This window comes from Streptomyces klenkii, from assembly GCF_003626645.1.
Lineage (GTDB): Bacteria > Actinomycetota > Actinomycetes > Streptomycetales > Streptomycetaceae > Streptomyces > Streptomyces klenkii.
This window is the reverse complement of sequence record NZ_RBAM01000012.1, coordinates 209966-228894: the sequence shown is the minus strand read 5'-3', so window position 1 is coordinate 228894 and position 18929 is coordinate 209966. Positions and strand designations below refer to the sequence as shown.

The 18929-nt window shown below is 73.9% G+C and carries 14 protein-coding genes and 1 pseudogene; 6 read left to right on the top strand and 9 right to left on the bottom strand.

The window, feature by feature from the left end; translation table 11 throughout:
- Window positions 1-4: 4 nt before the first annotated feature.
- The 6 genes and pseudogenes from D7231_RS26815 to D7231_RS26785 form a co-directional block, all read right to left on the bottom strand.
- On the bottom strand, window positions 5-469 hold the full coding sequence (locus D7231_RS26815; protein ID WP_147449804.1) for a hypothetical protein: 465 nt from the start codon (window positions 467-469) through the stop codon (window positions 5-7).
- A gap of 136 nt (window positions 470-605) precedes the next feature.
- Complete coding sequence (locus D7231_RS26810) at window positions 606-1541, bottom strand: ribokinase (RefSeq protein WP_120758143.1); 936 nt, start codon at window positions 1539-1541, stop codon at window positions 606-608.
- 31 nt (window positions 1542-1572) lie between these two features.
- Window positions 1573-3464 (bottom strand): annotated as a pseudogene (locus D7231_RS37815) (ABC transporter permease/substrate-binding protein).
- Entirely contained in the window at window positions 3454-5022 is a 1569-nt protein-coding gene (locus D7231_RS26795) for a sugar ABC transporter ATP-binding protein (RefSeq protein ID WP_120758114.1), read from the bottom strand. The pseudogene D7231_RS37815 and the gene D7231_RS26795 overlap by 11 nt, the downstream one beginning before the upstream one ends.
- Window positions 5023-5042: 20 nt before the next feature.
- Window positions 5043-6044, bottom strand: a complete 1002-nt coding sequence (locus D7231_RS26790; protein ID WP_120758113.1) for a LacI family DNA-binding transcriptional regulator — start codon at window positions 6042-6044, stop codon at window positions 5043-5045.
- Window positions 6045-6194: 150 nt separating this feature from the next.
- Window positions 6195-8615 (bottom strand): phosphoketolase family protein, encoded by a 2421-nt coding sequence (locus D7231_RS26785; RefSeq protein WP_120758112.1) that lies wholly within the window; start codon window positions 8613-8615, stop codon window positions 6195-6197.
- A gap of 358 nt (window positions 8616-8973) precedes the next feature.
- On the opposite strand from D7231_RS26785, the gene D7231_RS26780 reads away from it, so the two are divergent.
- Complete coding sequence (locus tag D7231_RS26780; RefSeq protein WP_120758111.1) at window positions 8974-9837, top strand: SigB/SigF/SigG family RNA polymerase sigma factor; 864 nt, start codon at window positions 8974-8976, stop codon at window positions 9835-9837.
- 331 nt (window positions 9838-10168) lie between these two features.
- Here the strand turns inward: D7231_RS26780 and D7231_RS26775 are convergent, their stop codons facing one another.
- Window positions 10169-10411 (bottom strand): chaplin, encoded by a 243-nt coding sequence (locus D7231_RS26775; RefSeq protein WP_030364967.1) that lies wholly within the window; start codon window positions 10409-10411, stop codon window positions 10169-10171.
- 255 nt (window positions 10412-10666) lie between these two features.
- Here D7231_RS26775 and D7231_RS26770 point away from each other — a divergent pair, with 255 nt between their 5' ends.
- On the top strand, window positions 10667-12166 hold the full coding sequence (locus D7231_RS26770) for an SDR family NAD(P)-dependent oxidoreductase (protein WP_120758110.1): 1500 nt from the start codon (window positions 10667-10669) through the stop codon (window positions 12164-12166).
- Window positions 12167-12175: 9 nt separating this feature from the next.
- A complete protein-coding gene (locus D7231_RS26765; RefSeq protein WP_199739465.1) occupies window positions 12176-12850 on the top strand; it encodes a PhzF family phenazine biosynthesis protein in 675 nt (224 codons plus the stop codon).
- A gap of 251 nt (window positions 12851-13101) precedes the next feature.
- Here D7231_RS26765 and tsaD read toward each other — a convergent pair whose 3' ends face one another.
- Entirely contained in the window at window positions 13102-14166 is a 1065-nt protein-coding gene (gene tsaD / locus D7231_RS26760) for a tRNA (adenosine(37)-N6)-threonylcarbamoyltransferase complex transferase subunit TsaD (protein WP_120758141.1), read from the bottom strand.
- A gap of 131 nt (window positions 14167-14297) precedes the next feature.
- Here tsaD and cbiE point away from each other — a divergent pair, with 131 nt between their 5' ends.
- The 3 genes from cbiE (at window position 14298) to D7231_RS26745 (ending at window position 17756) form a co-directional block, all read left to right on the top strand.
- Window positions 14298-15590 carry a precorrin-6y C5,15-methyltransferase (decarboxylating) subunit CbiE gene (gene cbiE / locus D7231_RS26755; RefSeq protein ID WP_120758109.1) on the top strand — a complete coding sequence of 431 codons (1293 nt, stop codon included), beginning with the start codon at window positions 14298-14300 and terminating at the stop codon, window positions 15588-15590.
- Window positions 15591-15726: 136 nt separating this feature from the next.
- Window positions 15727-16488: a precorrin-4 C(11)-methyltransferase gene (gene cobM, locus D7231_RS26750; RefSeq protein WP_120758108.1), complete on the top strand. Its 762-nt coding sequence runs from the start codon at window positions 15727-15729 to the stop codon at window positions 16486-16488.
- A gap of 41 nt (window positions 16489-16529) precedes the next feature.
- On the top strand, window positions 16530-17756 hold the full coding sequence (locus D7231_RS26745; protein ID WP_120758140.1) for a serine hydrolase domain-containing protein: 1227 nt from the start codon (window positions 16530-16532) through the stop codon (window positions 17754-17756).
- Here the strand turns inward: D7231_RS26745 and D7231_RS26740 are convergent.
- Window positions 17753-18913, bottom strand: coding sequence for a cobalt-precorrin-5B (C(1))-methyltransferase (locus D7231_RS26740; protein ID WP_120758107.1), 1161 nt, complete (start codon window positions 18911-18913; stop codon window positions 17753-17755). The genes D7231_RS26745 and D7231_RS26740 overlap by 4 nt on opposite strands.
- Between the last annotated feature and the right edge of the window lie 16 nt (window positions 18914-18929).

The following is an 18929-nucleotide window of genomic DNA, read 5'->3' as shown; positions in this document are numbered from 1 at the left end:
GGGGTTACTTGAGGCGGACGTGGTAGAGCGTGCGCCGGCTCTCGATGGTGAGCTGCACCTCGCCCTTGGCGCCCGCGTACGACCCCGTGCCGCCGACGACGGCCGCGTCGCTGCGGTACGGGCCGCGCCCGAAGCGGTTCTCCATGGACTCCAGGACCAGCGTGCCGTCCGTCCCGCGCAGCACGTACCGGCACTGGGCGACCACGCCCTCGTAGCGCAGGAGCACCACCGTGCAGACGGAGCTGCCGTCCCCGGCGGACTCGCCGGACGGGCCCTTCAGGTCGGCGTAGACGGCCCAGGTGTCGCCCTCCTTGGGGTGCTCGGGCGGGCTGCCGGTGCGGTGCACCGCGGTCCAGGCCAGGGTCTTCTCGCCGTCGGCCGCGGCGGGTTGCGGTGACGGCAGGGCGACGGCGACGGCAGTGGCGGCCACGGCAGCGGCGGCTGCCACGGCGGCGGTTCGGCGACGCATCAGACGCATCGGGCACCTCCGGCTCGTACGGATAGGACGGGCACCTGCGTACCCGATCCTGCTGTGTTCACCCCACTCTGCCTATGGCGCCCGCACAATTCCCGTCACGAAAGCTTCACCGGACCGTGTGCCCGGATCAGGACAACTGTCCGGGTTCCGGCGGAAGTTCCGCGAGCGTCGGGTACGAGGGCTGGGCGCCCGGCCGGGTCACGGACGCGGCGCCGACCCGTACGGCGAAGCGGGCCGCCTCGGCCAGCGAGGCGCCCGCCGCCAGCCGGGCCGCGAGCGCGCCCGTGAAGGCGTCCCCGGCGCCCGTGGTGTCCACGGCCTCGGCCTTGATGCCGGGCACCGCCACCGCCTCCGCGGCCCCCGCGTCCAGGGTCAGCGCCCCCTCGGCCCCGAGGGTGACCACGACCGAGCGGGCGCCCTGGCCGCGCAGGGCGCGGGCCCACGCTTCCGGCGTGCCGTCGGTGAGCTCCGTCAGGTGACGCGCCTCGTGCTCGTTGACGACCAGCGGGTCGGCCGCCGTGAGGACCTCGGTGTCCAGCCGGTCCGGCGCCGGCGAGGGGTTGACCACCACGCGCGCGCCCGCGTCCCGGGCGGTCTCGGCGGCCGCCCGCACGGTCGCGGGCGGGATCTCCAGCTGGAGGGAGACCACGGCCGAGGCGGCGATGACGTCCCGCGCCGCCTCGACGTCCTCCGGCAGGAGCCGGGCGTTCGCGCCCGGCGAGACCACGATGCTGTTGTCCCCGTCCGGGCCCACGACGATCATCGCCGTGCCCGTCCGGGCGCCCGCCTCGACCAGCACGTGCCGCAGCTCCGTGCCGGCCTCGCGCTGCCCGGCCAGCAGCAGCTCGCCGAACGCGTCGTCACCGACCCTGGCCAGCAGCGCCGTCCGGGCGCCGAGGCGGGCCGCGGCCGCGGCCTGATTGGCACCCTTGCCGCCCGCAGACTCGACCAGATCCGTGCCCGGCACGGTCTCGCCCGCGCCGGGCCGGCGCTCCACCCGGACCGTCAGGTCCGCGTTGGCGGAGCCCACGACCAGTACGTCGTACGTCTTCTCTTCCCGCATCTCGTCCTGCACCTTGTCCCGCATCTTGTCGTCACCCATCGAATCCGTCCGCGTTCTCCTTGGTCACCAGCACGACCGGCACCTTCACCAGGGCCGGCAGCCGCTCGCCCCGCGCCGCCTTCACCGCCCAGTCCACCGCCTGCCGGCCCAGCAGCCGCGGCTGCTGGGCGACGGTCGCGGTCAGCGTCCCGGCCCGGACGGCGGCGATCCCGTCCGGCGTGCCGTCGAAGGCCACGACCTTCACCCTCTTGCCCGATGCGGAGCCCAGGGCTTTGGCCGCGCCGAGCGCCATCTCGTCGTTCGCGGCGAAGACGCCGCCGAGGTCCCGGTGCGCCTGGAGCATGTTGGCCATCACGTCCATGCCCTTGGTGCGGTCGAAGTCGGCGGGCTGGCGGGCCACGACCTCGATGCCCGGGTACGCCTTGATGCCCTCCTCGAAGCCCTTGCCGCGCTCGCGCGCCGCCGACGTCCCCGGCTGACCCTCCAGGAACGCCACCTTCCCCTTGCCGCCGAGGGACGCGGCGAGCGTCCTGGCCGCCAGCCGGCCGCCCTCGGTGTTGTCGGAGGCGATCGTCGAGCCGACCCGGCCGCCGTTGACGCCCCGGTCGATGGAGATCACCGGCACGTCCGCCCGGTTGGCCACGCCCACGGCCGGGACCGCGGCGTCGGAGTCGACGGGATTGATGACGGCGGCCTTGACGTTCTGGCTCGTGAACGTCTCGATCTGGTTGATCTGCTGGGTGGGGTCGTTCTGCGCGTCCGTGATGTTGATCTTCAGGCCGCGGGCCTCCGCCTCCGCCCGCGCGCCCTCCTTGATGCCGACGAAGAACGGGTTGTTCAGCGTCGACAGGGCGAGCCCGAGGTCGGTGTTCCCGCCGCGGTCGCAGCCGGACAGGGCCAGGGACGCGGTCAGCACGGCCACCACGGCGAGCACCCGCCCCCTCATCGCGCGCTCCGGCGGCGCAGCGTGTCCATCAGCACGGCCAGCGCGATGACCAGGCCCGTCGCCACCTGCTGCCAGAACGCCGACACGCTCAGCAGGTTGAGGCCGTTGCGCAGCACCGCGAGGATCAGCGCACCGATCAGCGTGCCGGACGCCTTGCCGGAGCCGCCCGACAGGCTCGCCCCGCCGATCACGACGGCCGCGATGGCGTCCAGCTCGTAGCCGACCGCGGCCTGCGGCTGCGCCGACGTCAGCCGGGCGGCCAGCACGATGCCGGCCACGGCGGCGAACAGCCCCGACAGCGCGTAGATGACGAGCTTGCGGCGGCGGACGTCGATCCCCGACAGCCGGGCCGCCTCCTCGTTGCCGCCGATCGCGAACATCGCACGGCCGGTGTACGTACGGGCCAGGATCAGCGCCGCGACCGCTCCCATGGCGGCCAGCACGAGGACGGGCACCGGCAGCCAGCCGCCGAGGGTGCCGCCGAGCCCGCCGAGGGAGGAGGGGAAGGCGATGGGGGAGCCCCCGGAGATCACGAGGGCCAGGCCGCGCCCGACCGAGAGCATCGCCAGGGTGGCGATGAACGCGGGCAGCCTCCCGTACGCGACGAGGGCGCCGGAGACCAGCCCCGCCGCCGCGCCCACGGCCAGGCCGAGCAGCACCGACAGCCAGACGGGCAGGCCCTCCTTCGTCGCGCACCACGCCACGACGGTCGCCGACAGGGCGGCGACCGAGCCGACGGACAGGTCGATGCCCGCCGACACGATCACGAATGTCACGCCGAACGCCAGGATCGCCGTCACCGACGCCTGCACGCCCACGTTGAGGAGGTTCTGCCCGTTCAGGAAGTCCCGGGACAGCACCGCCATCACTACGACCAGGGCGATCAGCCCGCCCAGCGGGCCGTTGCGGAGCACCGCCCTCGCGAACCACTGCCCGAGGGCGCCACCCCCGGGCGCCCGCAGCACCTCAGCCGACATCGGAGCCCTCCATCGCGCTCACTTCGTACGTGTTGCCGTCGTTCACCGGCCGCAGGGCCAGCTCCATCACCGCGTCCTGCGTGGCCCGCTCGCCCGCCAGTTCCCCGGCGATCCGGCCCTGGGCCATGACCAGGACCCGGTCGCTCATGCCGAGCACCTCGGGCAGGTCGCTGGAGATCATCAGCACGGCGTGGCCCGCCGCCGTCAGCTCGTTGACGAGCCGGTAGATCTCGACCTTCGCGCCGACGTCGATGCCGCGCGTCGGCTCGTCGAGGATCAGCAGCCGGGCCCCGGCCAGCAGCCACTTGCCGATGACGATCTTCTGCTGGTTGCCGCCGGAGAGGGTGCGCGCGGACTGCTCCAGGCCGCTCATGCGCACCTTCAGCCGCTCGGCGACCGCGGCCGCCTCCCGCCGCTGGCCGCGCCGGTCCACGAAGCCGCCCCGGGTGTCCCGCTCCAGCCGGGCCAGGGTGAGGTTGTCGCCCAGCGAGGCGTCCAGGAGCAGGCCCTGGCCCTTGCGGTCCTCGGGGACGAGCCCGAGCCCGGCCCGCATCGCCGCCCGCACGTCGCCGCGCGCGAGCGGCTGGCCACCGGCCTCGACGGTCCCGGCGTCGTAGCGGTCCACGCCGAACAGCGCGCGTGCCACCTCCGTGCGGCCCGCGCCGACCAGGCCGGCGAGCCCCACGACCTCCCCGGCCCGGACGTCGAAGGCGACGTCGCGGAAGGCGGGTTCGCGGGTCAGCCCGCGCACCCGCAGCAGCGGCGCGCCGGGCGCGGCCGACCGCTCGCGCGGGTACTGCTCGGCGATGTCGCGGCCGACCATCAGCCGGATCAGCTCGTCCTCGTCCGTGCCGGCCGGCACCTCGGCGACCGACCGGCCGTCGCGCAGGACCGTCACCCGGTCCCCGAGCGCCGCGATCTCCTCCAGGTGGTGGGTGATGAAGACGATGCCGACGCCGCTGTCGCGCAGCTCGCGGACGATGCCGAAGAGCGTGCTCACCTCCTCGGAGGTGAGCACCGCCGTCGGCTCGTCCATGATCAGGACGCGGGCGCCGAGGCTGAGGGCCTTGGCGATCTCGACCATCTGGAGGCGGGCGATGCCGAGCTCCGCGACGGGCGTGGCGGGGGAGACGTTCAGGCCCACGCGGCGCAGGAGCTCCGCGGCCCGCGCCCGCATCGTGCGCTTGTCGACCAGCCCGAGGGCGGTGCGCGGCAGGCGGCCCAGGAAGATGTTCTCGGCGACCGTCAGGCCGGGCACGAGGTTGAACTCCTGGTGGATGGTGGCGATGCCGAGCCGCTGCGCGTCCTGCGCGGAGCGGACGGCGACCTCGCGGCCGGCCACGAGGATGCGGCCCGCGTCGGGCCGGTGGACGCCGGCGAGCATCTTGATGAGGGTGCTCTTGCCGGCGCCGTTCTCGCCGAGGAGCACGTGCACCTCGCCCGCGCGCAGGCGCAAGGAGACGCCGTCCAGGGCGCGGACGCCCGGGAAGGACTTGGTGACGCCTTCGACCCGCAGTAGCTCGCGGCCTTCCGGTACGTCGTCGTTGACGCCGGTCATGCGCTGCCCCTCTCCTTACGTCAGTCGGTTGCCGCCTCGCCGCAGGAGCGGCGCGGTACGAGCCGGGCGGGGAGCAGCACGGACGGGGCCTCGCGCCCCTCGATGCGCTCCAGCAGCGTGTGCACGGCGGCCTCGCCCAGCGCGCGCGTCGGCTGGGCGACGGCGGTGAGCGGCGGGTCGAGGTGGGCGAACCACGCCACGTCGTCGAAGGCGACGAGCGCGACGTCGGAGGGGATGCGCAGCCCCCGCGCCCGCACTTCGTCCAGGGCGCCGAGCGCCATCAGGTTGTCGGTGGCCAGCACGGCGTCCGGCGGCTCCGCGAGGTCCAGCAGCCGCCGCATCACCTGCCGGCCGCCTTCCGGGCGCAGGTCCGGCGAGGCGCCGACGCGCTCCGGAGGCAGGGCGATGCCGTGGGCGGCGAGGGCGGCCCGGAACAGCTCCAGGCGCTCGTCCCCGACGGGTGTCCCGGCCGGAGCGACGATGACGGCCGGCCGGCGCCGCCCCAGCGCCGCCAGGTGCGCCGCGAGCTCCGTCAGCGCGGCCCGGCCCTCGGCGCGGACGCACGGGGCGGCGACGCCCGGCACCGTGCGGTCGAGGAGCACGAGCGGCGTGCCGGCGTCGGCGGCCTCGCGGAGCATCGCCGACCCGGTGCCCGCGGAGCTGACCAGCAGGCCGTCGATGCGCCGGTCGAGGAGCGTGCGGATGTGGTCGTCCTGCTGCCGCGTGCTCTCGCCGGCGTTGCCGATGATCAGGCTGTAGCCCAGCCGCCGGGCCTCCTGCTCGACGGCGTCGGCCAGCTCGGTGAAGAAGGGGTTGCGCAGGTCGCTGATGACGAGCCCGAGCGTGCGGGTCCGGGCGGTGCGCAGGGCACGGGCGACGGCGTCGGGCCGGTAGCCGAGCTCGGCGACGGCGGCCAGCACGCGCTCGCGGGTCTCGGCGACGGGGGAACGGCCGTTGAGGACGCGGGAGACGGTGGCGACGGAGACGCCGGCCCGCTCGGCGACGTCCTTGATGTTCGCCATGGTGCCGCGCCTCCCGCCCCGGGTCGTGTAATCGATTTCGTACGGCTTGCCGTGCGGGTCAGGTAATCGATTACACGCGTCGGCCGTCAAGGCCTCGCCGGAGTGCCGCGCATCACACGTGGCGGTGTGTCAGCGCATGCGGGCGGTGTGTCAGCCCCGCCAGCTCCACTCCGCGACCTCCGGCATGTCCACGCCGTGCTCCCGGATCCACGCGTGGTGCCGGGTCCGTGCGTCCGCCATCGCCTGCCGTACGGACGCGGCCCGCACGCCCAGCCCCGGCACCCGGTCGATGACGTCCATGACGAGGCGGTAGCGGTCGAGGTCGTTGCGGACGACCATGTCGAAGGGGGTGGTCGTCGTCCCGGCCTCCTTGTAGCCGCGGACGTGCAGGTGGGCGTGGCCCGCGCGGCGGTAGGCGAGGCGGTGGATCAGCCACGGATAGCCGTGGTAGGCGAAGATGACGGGCTTGTCGGTCGTGAACAGCGCGTCGTACTCCGTGTCGGGCATGCCGTGCGGGTGCTCCTCCTTCGGCAGCAGCCGCGTCATGTCGACGACGTTGACGACCCGCAGGGCGAGCTGGGGCAGCTCGTGGCGGAGCAGGTCGGCGGCGGCCAGCACCTCCTGGGTGGGGACGTCGCCGGCGCAGGCCAGGACGGCGTCCGGGGGCCGGTCGCCGGTCTCGGTGCCCGCCCACTCCCACACGCCCGCGCCGCGTGCGCAGTGCGCGCGGGCCGCGTCCAGGCCGAGCCAGTCGAAGCAGGGCTGCTTGCCGGCGACGACGACGTTGACGTAGTCGCGGCTGCGCAGCACGTGATCGGCCACGCACAGCAGGGTGTTGGCGTCCGGGGGCAGGTAGACGCGGACGACCTCGGGGGACTTGTTGAGGACGTGGTCGACGAAGCCGGGGTCCTGGTGGGAGAAGCCGTTGTGGTCCTGGCGCCAGACGTGCGAGGTCAGCAGGTAGTTGAGGGAGGGCACGGGGCGCCGCCAGGGCAGGGTGCGCGCGGTCCGCAGCCACTTGATGTGCTGGTTGACCATCGAGTCGACGATGTGGACGAACGCCTCGTAGCAGGAGAACAGGCCGTGCCGGCCGGTGAGGGTGTAGCCCTCCAGCCAGCCCTGGCAGAGGTGTTCGGACAGCACCTCCATCACCCGGCCGTCGCGGGCGAGGTGTTCGTCCGTGGGCAGTTGCGCGGCCTGCCAGGCGTTGCCGGTGACGGAGTAGAGGGCGTCGAGCCGGTTGGAGGCGGTCTCGTCGGGCCCGACGACGCGGAAGTTCCGGCTGCCCGCCGTGTCGGCCATGATCTGCGCGAGGAGCCCGCCGAGGACGCGGGTCGGCTCGTGCAGGGCGGCGCCGTGCTTGTCGACGGGCACCGCGTAGTGCTCCAGCGGCGGAACGGGCAGGGAGCGCGTGAGCAGGCCGCCGTTGGCGTGCGGACTGGCGCCGAGCCGCCGGGCGCCCTCCGGTACGTGAGCGAGGACTTCGGGGCGCGGCCGCCCGTCCCGGTCGAAGAGCTCTTCCGGCCGGTACGAGCGCAGCCAGGCCTCCAGCTGCCGCAGGTGCTCGGAGTTGTCGCGGACGCCCGCGAGCGGCACCTGGTGGGAGCGCCAAGTGCCCTCCACGGGCACGCCGTCGACCTCGCGCGGGCCCGTCCAGCCCTTGGGCGTACGGAGCACGATCACCGGCCAGTGCGGCCGGTCGGTCACGCCCTCCTCGCGGGCGAGGTGCTGGGCGAGCGCGATGTGGTCCAGGGCCCGGTCCATCGCCCGGGCGAGGGCGCGGTGCACCTCCATGGGTTCGTCGCCGGTGACGTGGATCGGCTCGTGGCCGTAGCCGCGCAGGAGCTTGTCCAGCTCGCCCTCGGGCAGCCGGGCGAGCACGGCCGGGTTGGCGATCTTGTAGCCGTTGAGGTGCAGGACCGGCAGGACGGCGCCGTCGTGGACGGGGTCGAGGAACTTGTTCGCGTGCCAGGAGGCGGCCAGCGGGCCGGTCTCGGCCTCGCCGTCGCCGACGACGCAGGCCACGAGCAGGCCCGGGTTGTCGAGGGCGGCCCCGTAGGCGTGGGCGAGGGAGTAGCCCAGCTCGCCGCCCTCGTGGAGGGAGCCGGGGGTCTCCGGGGCGACGTGGCTGGGCACGCCGCCGGGGAAGGAGAACTGCCGGAACAGCCGTTCCATGCCGTCGGCGTCCCGGCTCACGTCCGGGTAGACCTCGCTGTAGCTGCCGTCCAGCCAGGAGTTGGCGAGCACGGCGGGGCCGCCGTGCCCCGGGCCCCAGACGCAGACGGCGTCCAGGCCGCGCGCCTTGATGACGCGGCCGAGGTGGGTGTGGATCAGGTTGAGGCCGGGGGAGGTGCCCCAGTGGCCGAGCAGCCGGGGCTTGATGTGCTCGGGCTCCAGGGGGACGGTCAGCAGCGGGTTGCTCAGGAGGTAGATCTGGCCGGCGGCCAGGTAGTTGGCGGCGCGCCAGTGGGCGTCGAGCGCGGCCAGTTCGGCGTCTGAGGGCCCGTCCGGCTGCGGGCCCGGGGGCTTGCCCGTTCCCTCTCCGGCGGTGCGGTCGGCGTGCTCGGGCATACGGCCTCCTCGGGACGCGGTGCCGGGTACCCGCCGCCGGGCGCGCCAAACGCCGCGGGGGTCGGGCACCGGACACGCTGCCATCCGCCGGCGGCCCGTGCGTAGGGCCGGTCCGGCCGACTTCCGCCCCGCGCGGTCGTCACCCTCCGTGGTGTCTTGGCCGCTCCGAGTCGCGGAAGCGGCACGCCCGGGTGATCCTGAGGCATGCGGCCGGCCTCCCCGGACGCCGCCCCCGCGGCCCCGCGGAGGCGATCCGCCGACCTGTTTGCGGGTGCCCCGCGGGGGCAGCCGCACCTACCGGAAGGTGCTTCCGGCCGGCAGGCACTCCTTTTGCTCAGGAGCGAGGAGGACTGTGACCATGGACCGGACGACGACCATGGACCGGGGGACCGGCACGGCGCGGACGACGGTCGCGGAGCGGACGGCGCGCCGCCGCAACCGCGACGCCCCCGACACCGCCGCTTCCTTCGCCCGCCTGGCGGACCTGCCGGCCGGCGCCGAGCGCGACGGGCTGCGGCAGGACCTCATCGCCGCCTGGCTGCCCATGGCGGAGCGGATCAGCCTGCGCTTCCGCAGCAGCGGTGAGACCCCCGCCGACCTGCGGCAGGTCGCGGCGCTGGGCCTGGTCAACGCCGTGGACCGGTACGACCCGCGGCTCGGCCACGCCTTCGAGACCTTCGCCGTGCCCACGATCGTCGGCGAGCTCAAGCGGCACATCCGCGACCACGCCTGGTCGCTGCACATTCCCCGCCGCGACCAGGAGCTCCGCACGGCCGTGCGCGCCGCGCAGACGGCCCTCGGCCAGCGCGACGCCCGCACCCGGCCCAGCCCCGCCGAGCTGGCCGCCGAGTGCGGCCTGTCGGAGGACGAGGTCCTGCGCGGCCTGGCCGCCGAGGGCGTGCACAACACGCTGTCGCTGGACCACCCGGTGCTGGGCGCCGACGACCTCCCGCTCTCCGACACCCTCGGCGGGACGGACCCGGCGCTGGACCTGGTCGTCGACCGGCAGTCCCTCACACCGCTGCTCAGAGCGCTCTCCGAGCGGGAGCGGTACGTCCTGTACTGGCGGTTCTTCGGCAACCTCACCCAGAAGCAGATCGGCGCGCGGCTGGGCGTCTCCCAGATGCAGATATCGCGCATCCTCAGCCGGACCTGCGCGCGGCTGCGCGAGGAGCTCCTGGCTCCCGCGGCGGCCCCGCAGCGCACCCCGGCCCCGAGCTGATGCCCCGGCTCTCTTCCCCCGCGCCCTTCGATCCCCCCGCCCCTTCGATCAAGGCAGGCAAAGACGATGACCGCAGCCCACTCGCACCTGACCCCCGATCTTCCGCCGGTCGTGGAGATACCGGACCTCCCCGGCGCCCAGCGGCCCGGCCGCTCCGGCGCGGAGGGCGGCGAGGGCGGGCGGGAGGCGGCCGGACATGACCGTGGCGCCCACCGCGCAGAGCGTGATGGGCGCCACGAAAGCGCAGGTCAGGATTCCGGCGGCTGACTGTGACCCTTCCCGCGCCTGCCGCGCGGGCAGGTCCGGTGGTCCCGCCCGGGCGCGGGGCTCACTAGCCGGCGATGACGCAGGTGTTGCCGAAGGTCGGGTTCAGGAGGGCAATGATGTCGATCGTGTTGCCGCACAGGTTGATCGGAACCTGAATCGGGACCTGAATGGTGTTGCCGGAGATGACGCCGGGCGAGCCGACGGCCGCGCCGTTCGCTCCGGCACTGGCGGAGGCGACTCCGGCAGCGCCCGTGACGGCGACGCCGGCGGCAGCGGTCAGGACGGCGGCCTTGGCGATACGCGACATGGCTAAACCTTTCTCATGGGTGGTGAGCGGCAATTGTGTCCGGTGTAACTGTGGAGACAGGTCGGATATAGACGCTGAAAGTCGCAATTAACCCGGAAGACCCAATAAGTGGTATGTGATGTTTGAGGCGCGAGGTGCCGGGTGTGAAGCGTGCGGCACAGGCCTCGCGCCTGCGGGTTTGGTGCCACCAGCCCCGCCTACGTACAGTTTCCTGGCAGCTTCATTCGAACAGAGAACCGGGAAACAACAGCGGCGATGACGGTCACCGAGGTCACTGAGGACAGCCGCGAGGGCGCAGGCGCAGCGGGCGAGGACGAGTACGGGCCGGGCATCGACCCGGAGCGCATGGCGGTCTGCCTGAGCGTGCTCCAGGAGCTCGACGAGCTCCCGGTCGACCACCCCGACGCGATCGCGGTCCGCCGGGCCACGTCCGGCATCTACCGCACGGTCAAGCAGCGCCGCCGCCAGGAGCGCCGCGCCGCCAAGACCGCGCACGACAAGGCCGTCACCGAGGCCACGGCCACCGGCGCCGCCGACCGCATCGACGACGAGACCCGCGGCATACCGCTCGCGGCCACCGCCGCCACGCAGATCGTCGGCATCCTCGAACGCCCCCGGTCCTGCTACACCTGCAAGGGCCGCTACACCGAGGTCGACGCGTTCTACCACCAGCTCTGCCAGCCCTGCGCGACGGAGAACCGCGCCCGCCGCGACGCCCGCACCGACCTCACCGGCAAGCGGGCCCTGCTCACCGGCGGCCGCGCGAAGATCGGCATGTACATCGCGCTGCGGCTGCTGCGCGACGGCGCGCACACCACCGTCACCACGCGTTTCCCCAATGACGCCATCCGCCGTTTCAAGGCGATGGAGGACAGCGCGGACTGGCTCCACCGCCTCAAGATCGTCGGCATCGACCTGCGCGACCCCGCGCAGGTCGTCGCCCTCGCCGACTCCGTCAGCGCCGACGGCCCCCTCGACATCCTGATCAACAACGCGGCCCAGACCGTACGCCGCTCCCCGGCCGCCTACCGCGAGCTGATCACCGCCGAGGCCGCCCCGCTGCCCGCCGGCGAGCTGCCGGCCTCCGAGGTCTTCGGCGCCTTCGGCAGCGGCGCCCAGCCCGAGCTGCCCGCCCCCGCCGGCAGCGGGCACGACTCCCTCACCCCGCAGGCCCTCACCGAGCTCGCCCTCACCAGCGGCTCCGCGTCCCTGGCCCGCGTCGAGGCCGGCACCGCCATCGACGCCGGCGGGCTCGTCCCCGACCTGGACGCCACCAACACCTGGATCCAGGCGGTCGGCGACGTCGACCCCGTCGAGCTGCTCGAAGTCCAGCTGTGCAACGTCACGGCGCCGTTCGTGCTGGTCAACCGGCTGCGGCCGGCGATGGCCGCGTCGCCCGCGCGCCGCAAGTACGTGGTGAACGTCTCCGCCATGGAGGGCGTCTTCAGCCGCGGCTACAAGGGTGCGGGCCACCCGCACACCAACATGGCCAAGGCCGCGCTCAACATGCTCACGCGCACCAGCGCGCAGGAGATGTTCGAGACCGACAACATCCTCATGACCAGCGTCGACACCGGCTGGATCACCGACGAGCGCCCCCACCCGGACAAGGTCCGCCTCGCCGAGGCCGGCTTCCACGCCCCCCTCGACCTCGTCGACGGCGCGGCCCGCGTCTACGACCCGATCGTGCGCGGCGAGCAGGGCGAGGACCTGTACGGCTGCTTCCTCAAGGACTACCGCCCGGCGGGCTGGTAGGGCCCGGCCGTGGACGTCCGCGTCCTGCGGGTCTTCACCGGCCCGGACGGCTCCGGCGGCAACCTCCTGGGCGTCGTCCACGACGGCCCGGCCGTCCCCGGCGACGCCGCCCGGCAGCGGCTCGCCGCGGAGCTGGGCTTCAGCGAGACGGTGTTCGTCGACGACCCGCTGCGCGGCGAGGTCGACATCAGGACCCCCGGCGGGAGCCTGCCCTTCGCGGGGCACCCGCTGGTGGGCGCGGCGTGGCACCTGCGGCAGTGCGGGTACGCGGCGGACGTGCTGCGGCCGCCTGCGGGCGACGTGCCGGCGTGGACGGCGTCCGGCGCGACGTGGATCCGCGCCCGCGCGTCGTGGGCGGCGGGCCGCCGCCTCCAGCAGTACGCGCTGCCCGCCGACGTCGACGCCCTGCCGTCCCCGCCGCCCGGCGACGGCTGGCTCTACGCCTGGTCCTGGCACCACGAGCCGACGGGCGCCGTCCGTGCCCGCGGCTTCCCGCGCCGAGGCGACGGCATCGTGGAGGACGAGGCGACGGGCGCGGCGGCGCTCAGCCTCACCGCCGCCTTGCGGCGCGACCTCACGATCGCCCAGGGCGCGTCCTCTCTCATCCGCACGCGGTACGAGGGCGACTGCGTCACGCTCGGCGGCGGGGTCGACTTCGTCGGGGTCCGAACGATCGGGGAGTGACGGGCCGGCCCGGCACCGCCGGGCACGGCCGTGGGGCCCGCCTCGGGGGTGACCTGTGGTCTCGGCACCGCCGGGTGCCGCCGTTGTGGTTGCTCGCCGTCGCGGCGGAACGGATGCGGCCGGGGCCCGGTCTGCTCATTCCGCCGCAGCGGCGATCAGCCCCCGTACGGGGGACCGGCGGTGCCGAACGCACCTGTGGCGACCGGTCCGGTGGCGGTGGCCGGCCCCCTACGCGGGGGACCGGCGATCCGTTACGCCGCCGGCCGTCGCGCGACCGGGTGGAGCGTCGCGTACTCCAGCGGGGCCGACGGGTCGATGGAGATGTCCAGGGGGGCCGGTGGGGCGTCTGCGCGGGCCAGGAGGTCGCCTACGGCGGCGATCATCGCGCCGTTGTCCGTGCACAGCCGCAGCGGCGGTACCCGCAGTTCGATGCCCGCGGCGGCGCACCGTTCCTGGGCGAGGGCCCGCACCCGGGAGTTGGCGGCGACGCCGCCGACGACGACCAGCGTCCCCACCCCGTGCTCCACGCACGCCCCCACCGCCTTGCGCGTGAGGACGTCGGCCACCGCCTCCTGCAAGGACGCCGCCCCGTCCGCGACGGGCAAAGCCCGCCCCGCGGCCCGGTGCTGTTCCGCCCACCGCGCGGCGGCCGTCTTCAGCCCGGAGAACGAGAACGCGTAGCGGTCGTCCCGCGGCCCCGTGAGCGGCCGCGGGAACGGCACGGCCCGCGGATCACCCTCCCGCGCCACCCGGTCGACGGCGGGCCCGCCCGGGTACGGCAGGCCGAAGACCCGGGCGACCTTGTCGAAGCACTCGCCCGCGGCGTCGTCCAGCGTGTCACCGAGGTGCACGATCGGATCGCGCGCCAGATCCCGTACGAGGAGCAGCGACGTGTGCCCGCCGGAGACGATGAGCACCATGCAGGGATCGGGCAGCGGCCCGTGCTCCAGCGTGTCCGCGGCCACGTGCCCCGCAAGGTGGTGCACCCCGTACAGCGGCACGTCCAGCGCGTAGGCGAGCCCCTTCGCCGCGGCCAGCCCCACCTGGAGCGCGCCGGAGAGGCCGGGCCCGGTGGTCACGGCGACGGCGCCGATGTCCCGCATCGTCAGCCCGGCGTCGGCGAGCGCGGCACGCACCACGGGCGTCGCGGCGTGCACGTGCGCACGCGCCGCGATCTCGGGGACGACACCGCCGAACCGGGCGTGCTCGTCCATGCTGGAAGCCACCGCGTGGCCCAGCAGCTTCCCGTCCCGCACCAGACCGGCACCGGTCTCGTCGCAGGACGACTCGATACCCAGCACCACCGGCGAACGCACCACGCCGCACCTCCTGCATTCCAATAGCAATTGCACAGCATATGCAATAAGGGCCCGCATGCCGCGCCGCAGCCCGCGGTCAGTAGAGTTCCCGTGCCCCAGACCGCAGCGAACGCCGAGGTGACAGCCCCGTGAGCACCGCCCCCGTCACCGTCGTCGGCATCGGCGCCGACGGCTGGCCCGGCCTGGCCCCCGCCTCCCAAGAGGCGCTCAACACCGCCGAAGTGATCATCGGCGGCCCCCGCCAGCTGGACCTGCTGCCCACCGCCTGCCCCGCCGAACGCGTCCCCTGGCCCTCCCCCCTCCGCCCGGCCGTCCCGGGCCTGCTCGCGGCGCACGCGGGCCGCCGCGTCTGCGTGCTGGCCAGCGGTGACCCCATGTTCTTCGGCATCGGCCGCACCCTCGCCGAAACCGTCGGCCCCGACCGGCTGCACGTGCTCCCGCACCCCTCGTCCGTCTCGTACGCGTGCGCCCGCCTGGGCATACCACTCGAACAAGCGGAGGTGGTCAGCCTCGTAGGCCGCCCCCTCGCGACGCTCACAGCAGCCCTCCACGACAACCACCGCCTGCTCATCCTCAGCTCAGGCCCGGAAACCCCCGCCGAGGTCGCCGCCCACCTCCGCGCGCACGGCTACGGCCCGAGCCGCATGACGGTCCTGGAACAGCTCGGAGCCGAGGCCGAACGCCGCATCGACAGCACGGCCGACGACTGGCACCACGCCCCCGGCGACGCCCTCAACGTCATCGCGGTCACCTGCCACCGCACCCCCGACGCGCCCCGCCTGCCCCTCACTCCAGGCCTGCCGGACGACGCCTACGAACACGACGGCCAACTGACGAAGCGCCACGTCCGAGCGGTCACCCTCGCCACCCTCGCCCCTGCCCCCGGCGAACTCCTCTGGGACATCGGCGGCGGCTCCGGCTCGATAGCCATCGAATGGATGCGGACTCACAAGACCTGTCGCGCCATCAGCGTCGAACGTGACCCCGCGAGAGCAGCCCGCATCACCCGCAACGCCGAGAAACTGGGCGTCCCCGGCCTCCGGACCGTCACCGGCCGGGCCCCCGCCGCCCTCACCGAACTCCCCACCCCCGACGCCATCTTCATAGGCGGCGGCCTCACGACTCCCGGCCTCCTGGACACCTGTTGGGAGGCCCTGCCCCCGGGCGGCCGCTTGGTAGCCAACACGGTCACCCTAGAGTCCGAGGCGCTGCTCGCGGACTGGTACAAGCGCCTCGGAGGCGAACTGACCCGCCTGGCCGTGTCGCACGCGACGCCCGTAGGAGGCTTCACGGGCTGGCGCCAGGCGATGCCGGTGACGCAGTGGTCCGCGGTGAAAACCGGGCCGCAGGTGCAGGACGAGGAGGAGGGGCCGGGGCGGGGCCGGCCCTGGGAGGGGCGTTGGGGGCACCCCCAGCGGTAGCTGGGGGAGTGATTTGCGGCGCGGTCCGGGTTGCCGTCGACGCTTGCCGTTGCCGTAAATCATGCAGCCCCGGAAGGGCCGGCCCCGCCCCGCCCCCGACCCACCACCCACCCGCACCCACAGGAGAACTGCACCCGTGACCGTGTACTTCATCGGCGCCGGCCCCGGCGCCGCCGACCTCATCACCCTCCGCGGCGCCCGCATCCTCGCCCGCGCCGGCGTCTGCCTCTACGCCGGCAGCCTCGTCCCGCGCGAACTCCTCGCGGAGTGCCCGCAAGAGGCCCGCCTGGTCGACACCTCCGGCCTGAACCTCGACCAGATCACCGACGAGCTGACCCGGGCCCACGAGGCCGGCCACGACGTGGCCCGCCTCCACTCCGGCGACCCCTCCGTCTTCAGCGCCGTGGCCGAGCAGATGCGCCGCCTGGACGCCGCCGGCGTCCCGTACGAGATCGTGCCCGGCGTCCCCGCCTTCGCCGCGGCCGCCGCCGCCCTCGGCCGCGAGCTGACCGTGCCGACGGTCGGCCAGACGGTGATCCTCACCCGGATCGCCCGCCAGGCCACCTCCATGCCTCCCGGCGAGGACCTCGCGACCCTGGGCCGCAGCGGCGCCCTGCTGGTCCTGCACCTGGCCGCCCGCTACACCGACGAGGTCGTCGCCGAACTCCTGCCGCACTACGGCGCCGACTGCCCCGCGGCGGTCGTCGCGATGGCGAGCCGCCCGGACGAACTGGTCCTGCGCGGCACGCTCGCGGACATCGCGCACAAGGTGCGGGAGGCCGGGGTGATCCGCACGGCGGTCATCATCGTGGGCCGCACGCTCGCGGCGGAGCAGTTCCCGGACAGCTACCTGTACTCGACGGACCGCCACCGCAACCCCTGCGGGAAGGAAGGTTAGCCTATGCTTACCGAGAAATGATCTTCCCAGGGGGGACCCGCATGCCGAAGCGCACGTCAAAAACCGCAAGAGCCGCACTCGTAGCCCTCGCGGCAACCGCAATCGCAGCCACCGCAGCAGCCCCGGCAAGCGCAGCGACCGGCGCCCCGGCGGGCGCCGAGAGCCACGCCGCCACCCAGGAAGCCCTCAACGGCCTCGTCGCCGCCGGCATGCCCGGCGTAGCAGCAGGCACCCTCACGCCCAACGGCACCTGGTCCGGCTCCGCCGGCTACGCGGACACGGCCACGAAGCGCAAGCGCACCGCCGCCGACCACTTCCGCGCGGGCAGCATCACGAAGACCTTCGTCGCCACGGTCCTGCTCCAGCTGGAGGCGGAGGGGAAGCTGAGCATCGACGACTCCGTCGAGAAGTGGCTTCCCGGCGTGGTCAAGGGCAACGGCTACGACGCCAACAAGATCACGATCCGTCAGCTCCTCAACCACACCAGCGGCGTGCACGACATGGTGTACACGCCCGAGTGGAACGAGCAGATGAACGGGCAGGGCTTCTTCGAGCACCGCTACGACATCAAGACGCCCGAGCAGATCGTGGCGATGGGCATCAAGTACGGCCCGGACTTCGAGCCCGGCAAGGGCTGGCGTTACTCGAACACGAACTTCGTCCTCGGCGGCATGATCATCGAGAAGGTGACGGGGAAGCCGTACGCCCGCGAGGTGGAGCGCCGCATCGTCAAGCCGATGGGCCTGAAGGAGACGACCTTCCCCGGCACGGACCCGAAGCTCCCGGCCCCGCACCCGGTCGGCTACTCGAAGCTGTACGTGCCGGACCCGGGCCCGGAGATCTACGACGCCACCGAGTACCGGCCGTCCTGGTCGGGCGCCACGGGCGAGGTGGTGAGCACGAGCGGTGACCTCAACCGGTTCTTCAGCGGCCTCCTCCAGGGCAAGCTGCTGCCGAAGAAGCAGCTGGACAAGATGCTCACCACCGTCGAGACGGGCGAGCACTACACGTACGGCCTGGGCATCATCTCCCGCAAGCTGACGTGCGGCGCGCAGGTGTACGGGCACGACGGCGTGGTCTGGGGCTCCCTCACGGGTGCCGCGGGCACGCGCGACGGCAAGCACATGCTGACCTTCAACATCAACGGTGACTGGCTCAACGAGAGCCCGCCCTTTGAGAACATGTTCGAGGGCGAGTTCTGCGGGACGCTGCCGAAGCCGGCAAAGGACAAGCCGGCAGGGGCCACGCAGGTCAACACCCTCCGCTAAATACCGCTGGACGCGGGCCCCACCGCCTCCGCCCGCCCCACGATGACGCCCGCGCGGTCGATGCAGATGACGTCGACCGCGACGGGCGCGCCGCGCAGCACGGCGAGCGCCTCGTCGCGGGCGGTGGCGGCGACCAGGTCGCCGAGCGGAACGCCGGCGGCCTCGCACAGCCGCAGGGCCTCCAGGCCGGTGTTGGCGGAGGCGACGGCCGTGGCGAGCTCCTCGCCCGCACCCCCGTGCCGGGCCAGCTCCGCGAGGAACCCCTTGTCGACCTGGGACCGCCCCGAGTGCAGGTCGAGGTGGCCGGCGGCCAGCTTGGACAGCTTGGCGAAGCCGCCGGCGACGGTGAGCCGGTCCACGGGGTGCCGGCGGATGTACTTCAGGACCGCGCCCGCGAAGTCGCCCATGTCCAGGAGGGCGTCCTCCGGCAGGCCGTGCACGGCGACGGCGACCTTCTCCGACGTCGACCCCGTACAGCCGGCGACGTGGCGGCGGCCGGCCGCGCGGGCCACGTCCACGCCGCGCCGGATGCTGTCGATCCAGGCGGAGCACGAGTACGGCACGACGATGCCCGTGGTGCCGAGGATGGAGATGCCGCCGAGGATTCCGAGCCGGGGGTTCCAGGTCGAGCGGGCGATCTCCGCGCCGTGGTCGACGGAGACCTCGATCTCGACGTCGCCCGAGCCGCCGTGCCGGGCGGCGACCGCGGCGACGTGGTCGCGCATCATCTGCCGGGGCACGGGGTTGATGGCGGGCTCGCCCACGTCCAGGGGCAGCCCGGGCCGGGTGACGGTGCCCACGCCCGGCCCGGCCCGGAACACGACGCCGGAACCGGGCGGGAGGATCCGTACGGTCGCACGGACCAGCGCACCGTGGGTGACGTCCGGATCGTCACCGGCGTCCTTGACGATGCCGGCCATGGCGCTCCCGTCCCCGGCCCGCTCGGCGGCGAGGGCGAAGGCGGGCGTCTGCCCCTTGGGCAGGGTGATCGTCACGGGGTCGGGGAACTCGCCCGTGAGGAGCGCGGTGTAGGCGGCGGTCGTGGCGGCGGTCGCGCACGCGCCGGTCGTCCAGCCGTGGCGGAGACCGGTGTGCTGCAACTGGGCGGCGCGGCCGCCGGCGGCGTTGCCGGCCGAGCCGGTGGCGGTGTCAGTCAAGGCTGCCTCCGACCGT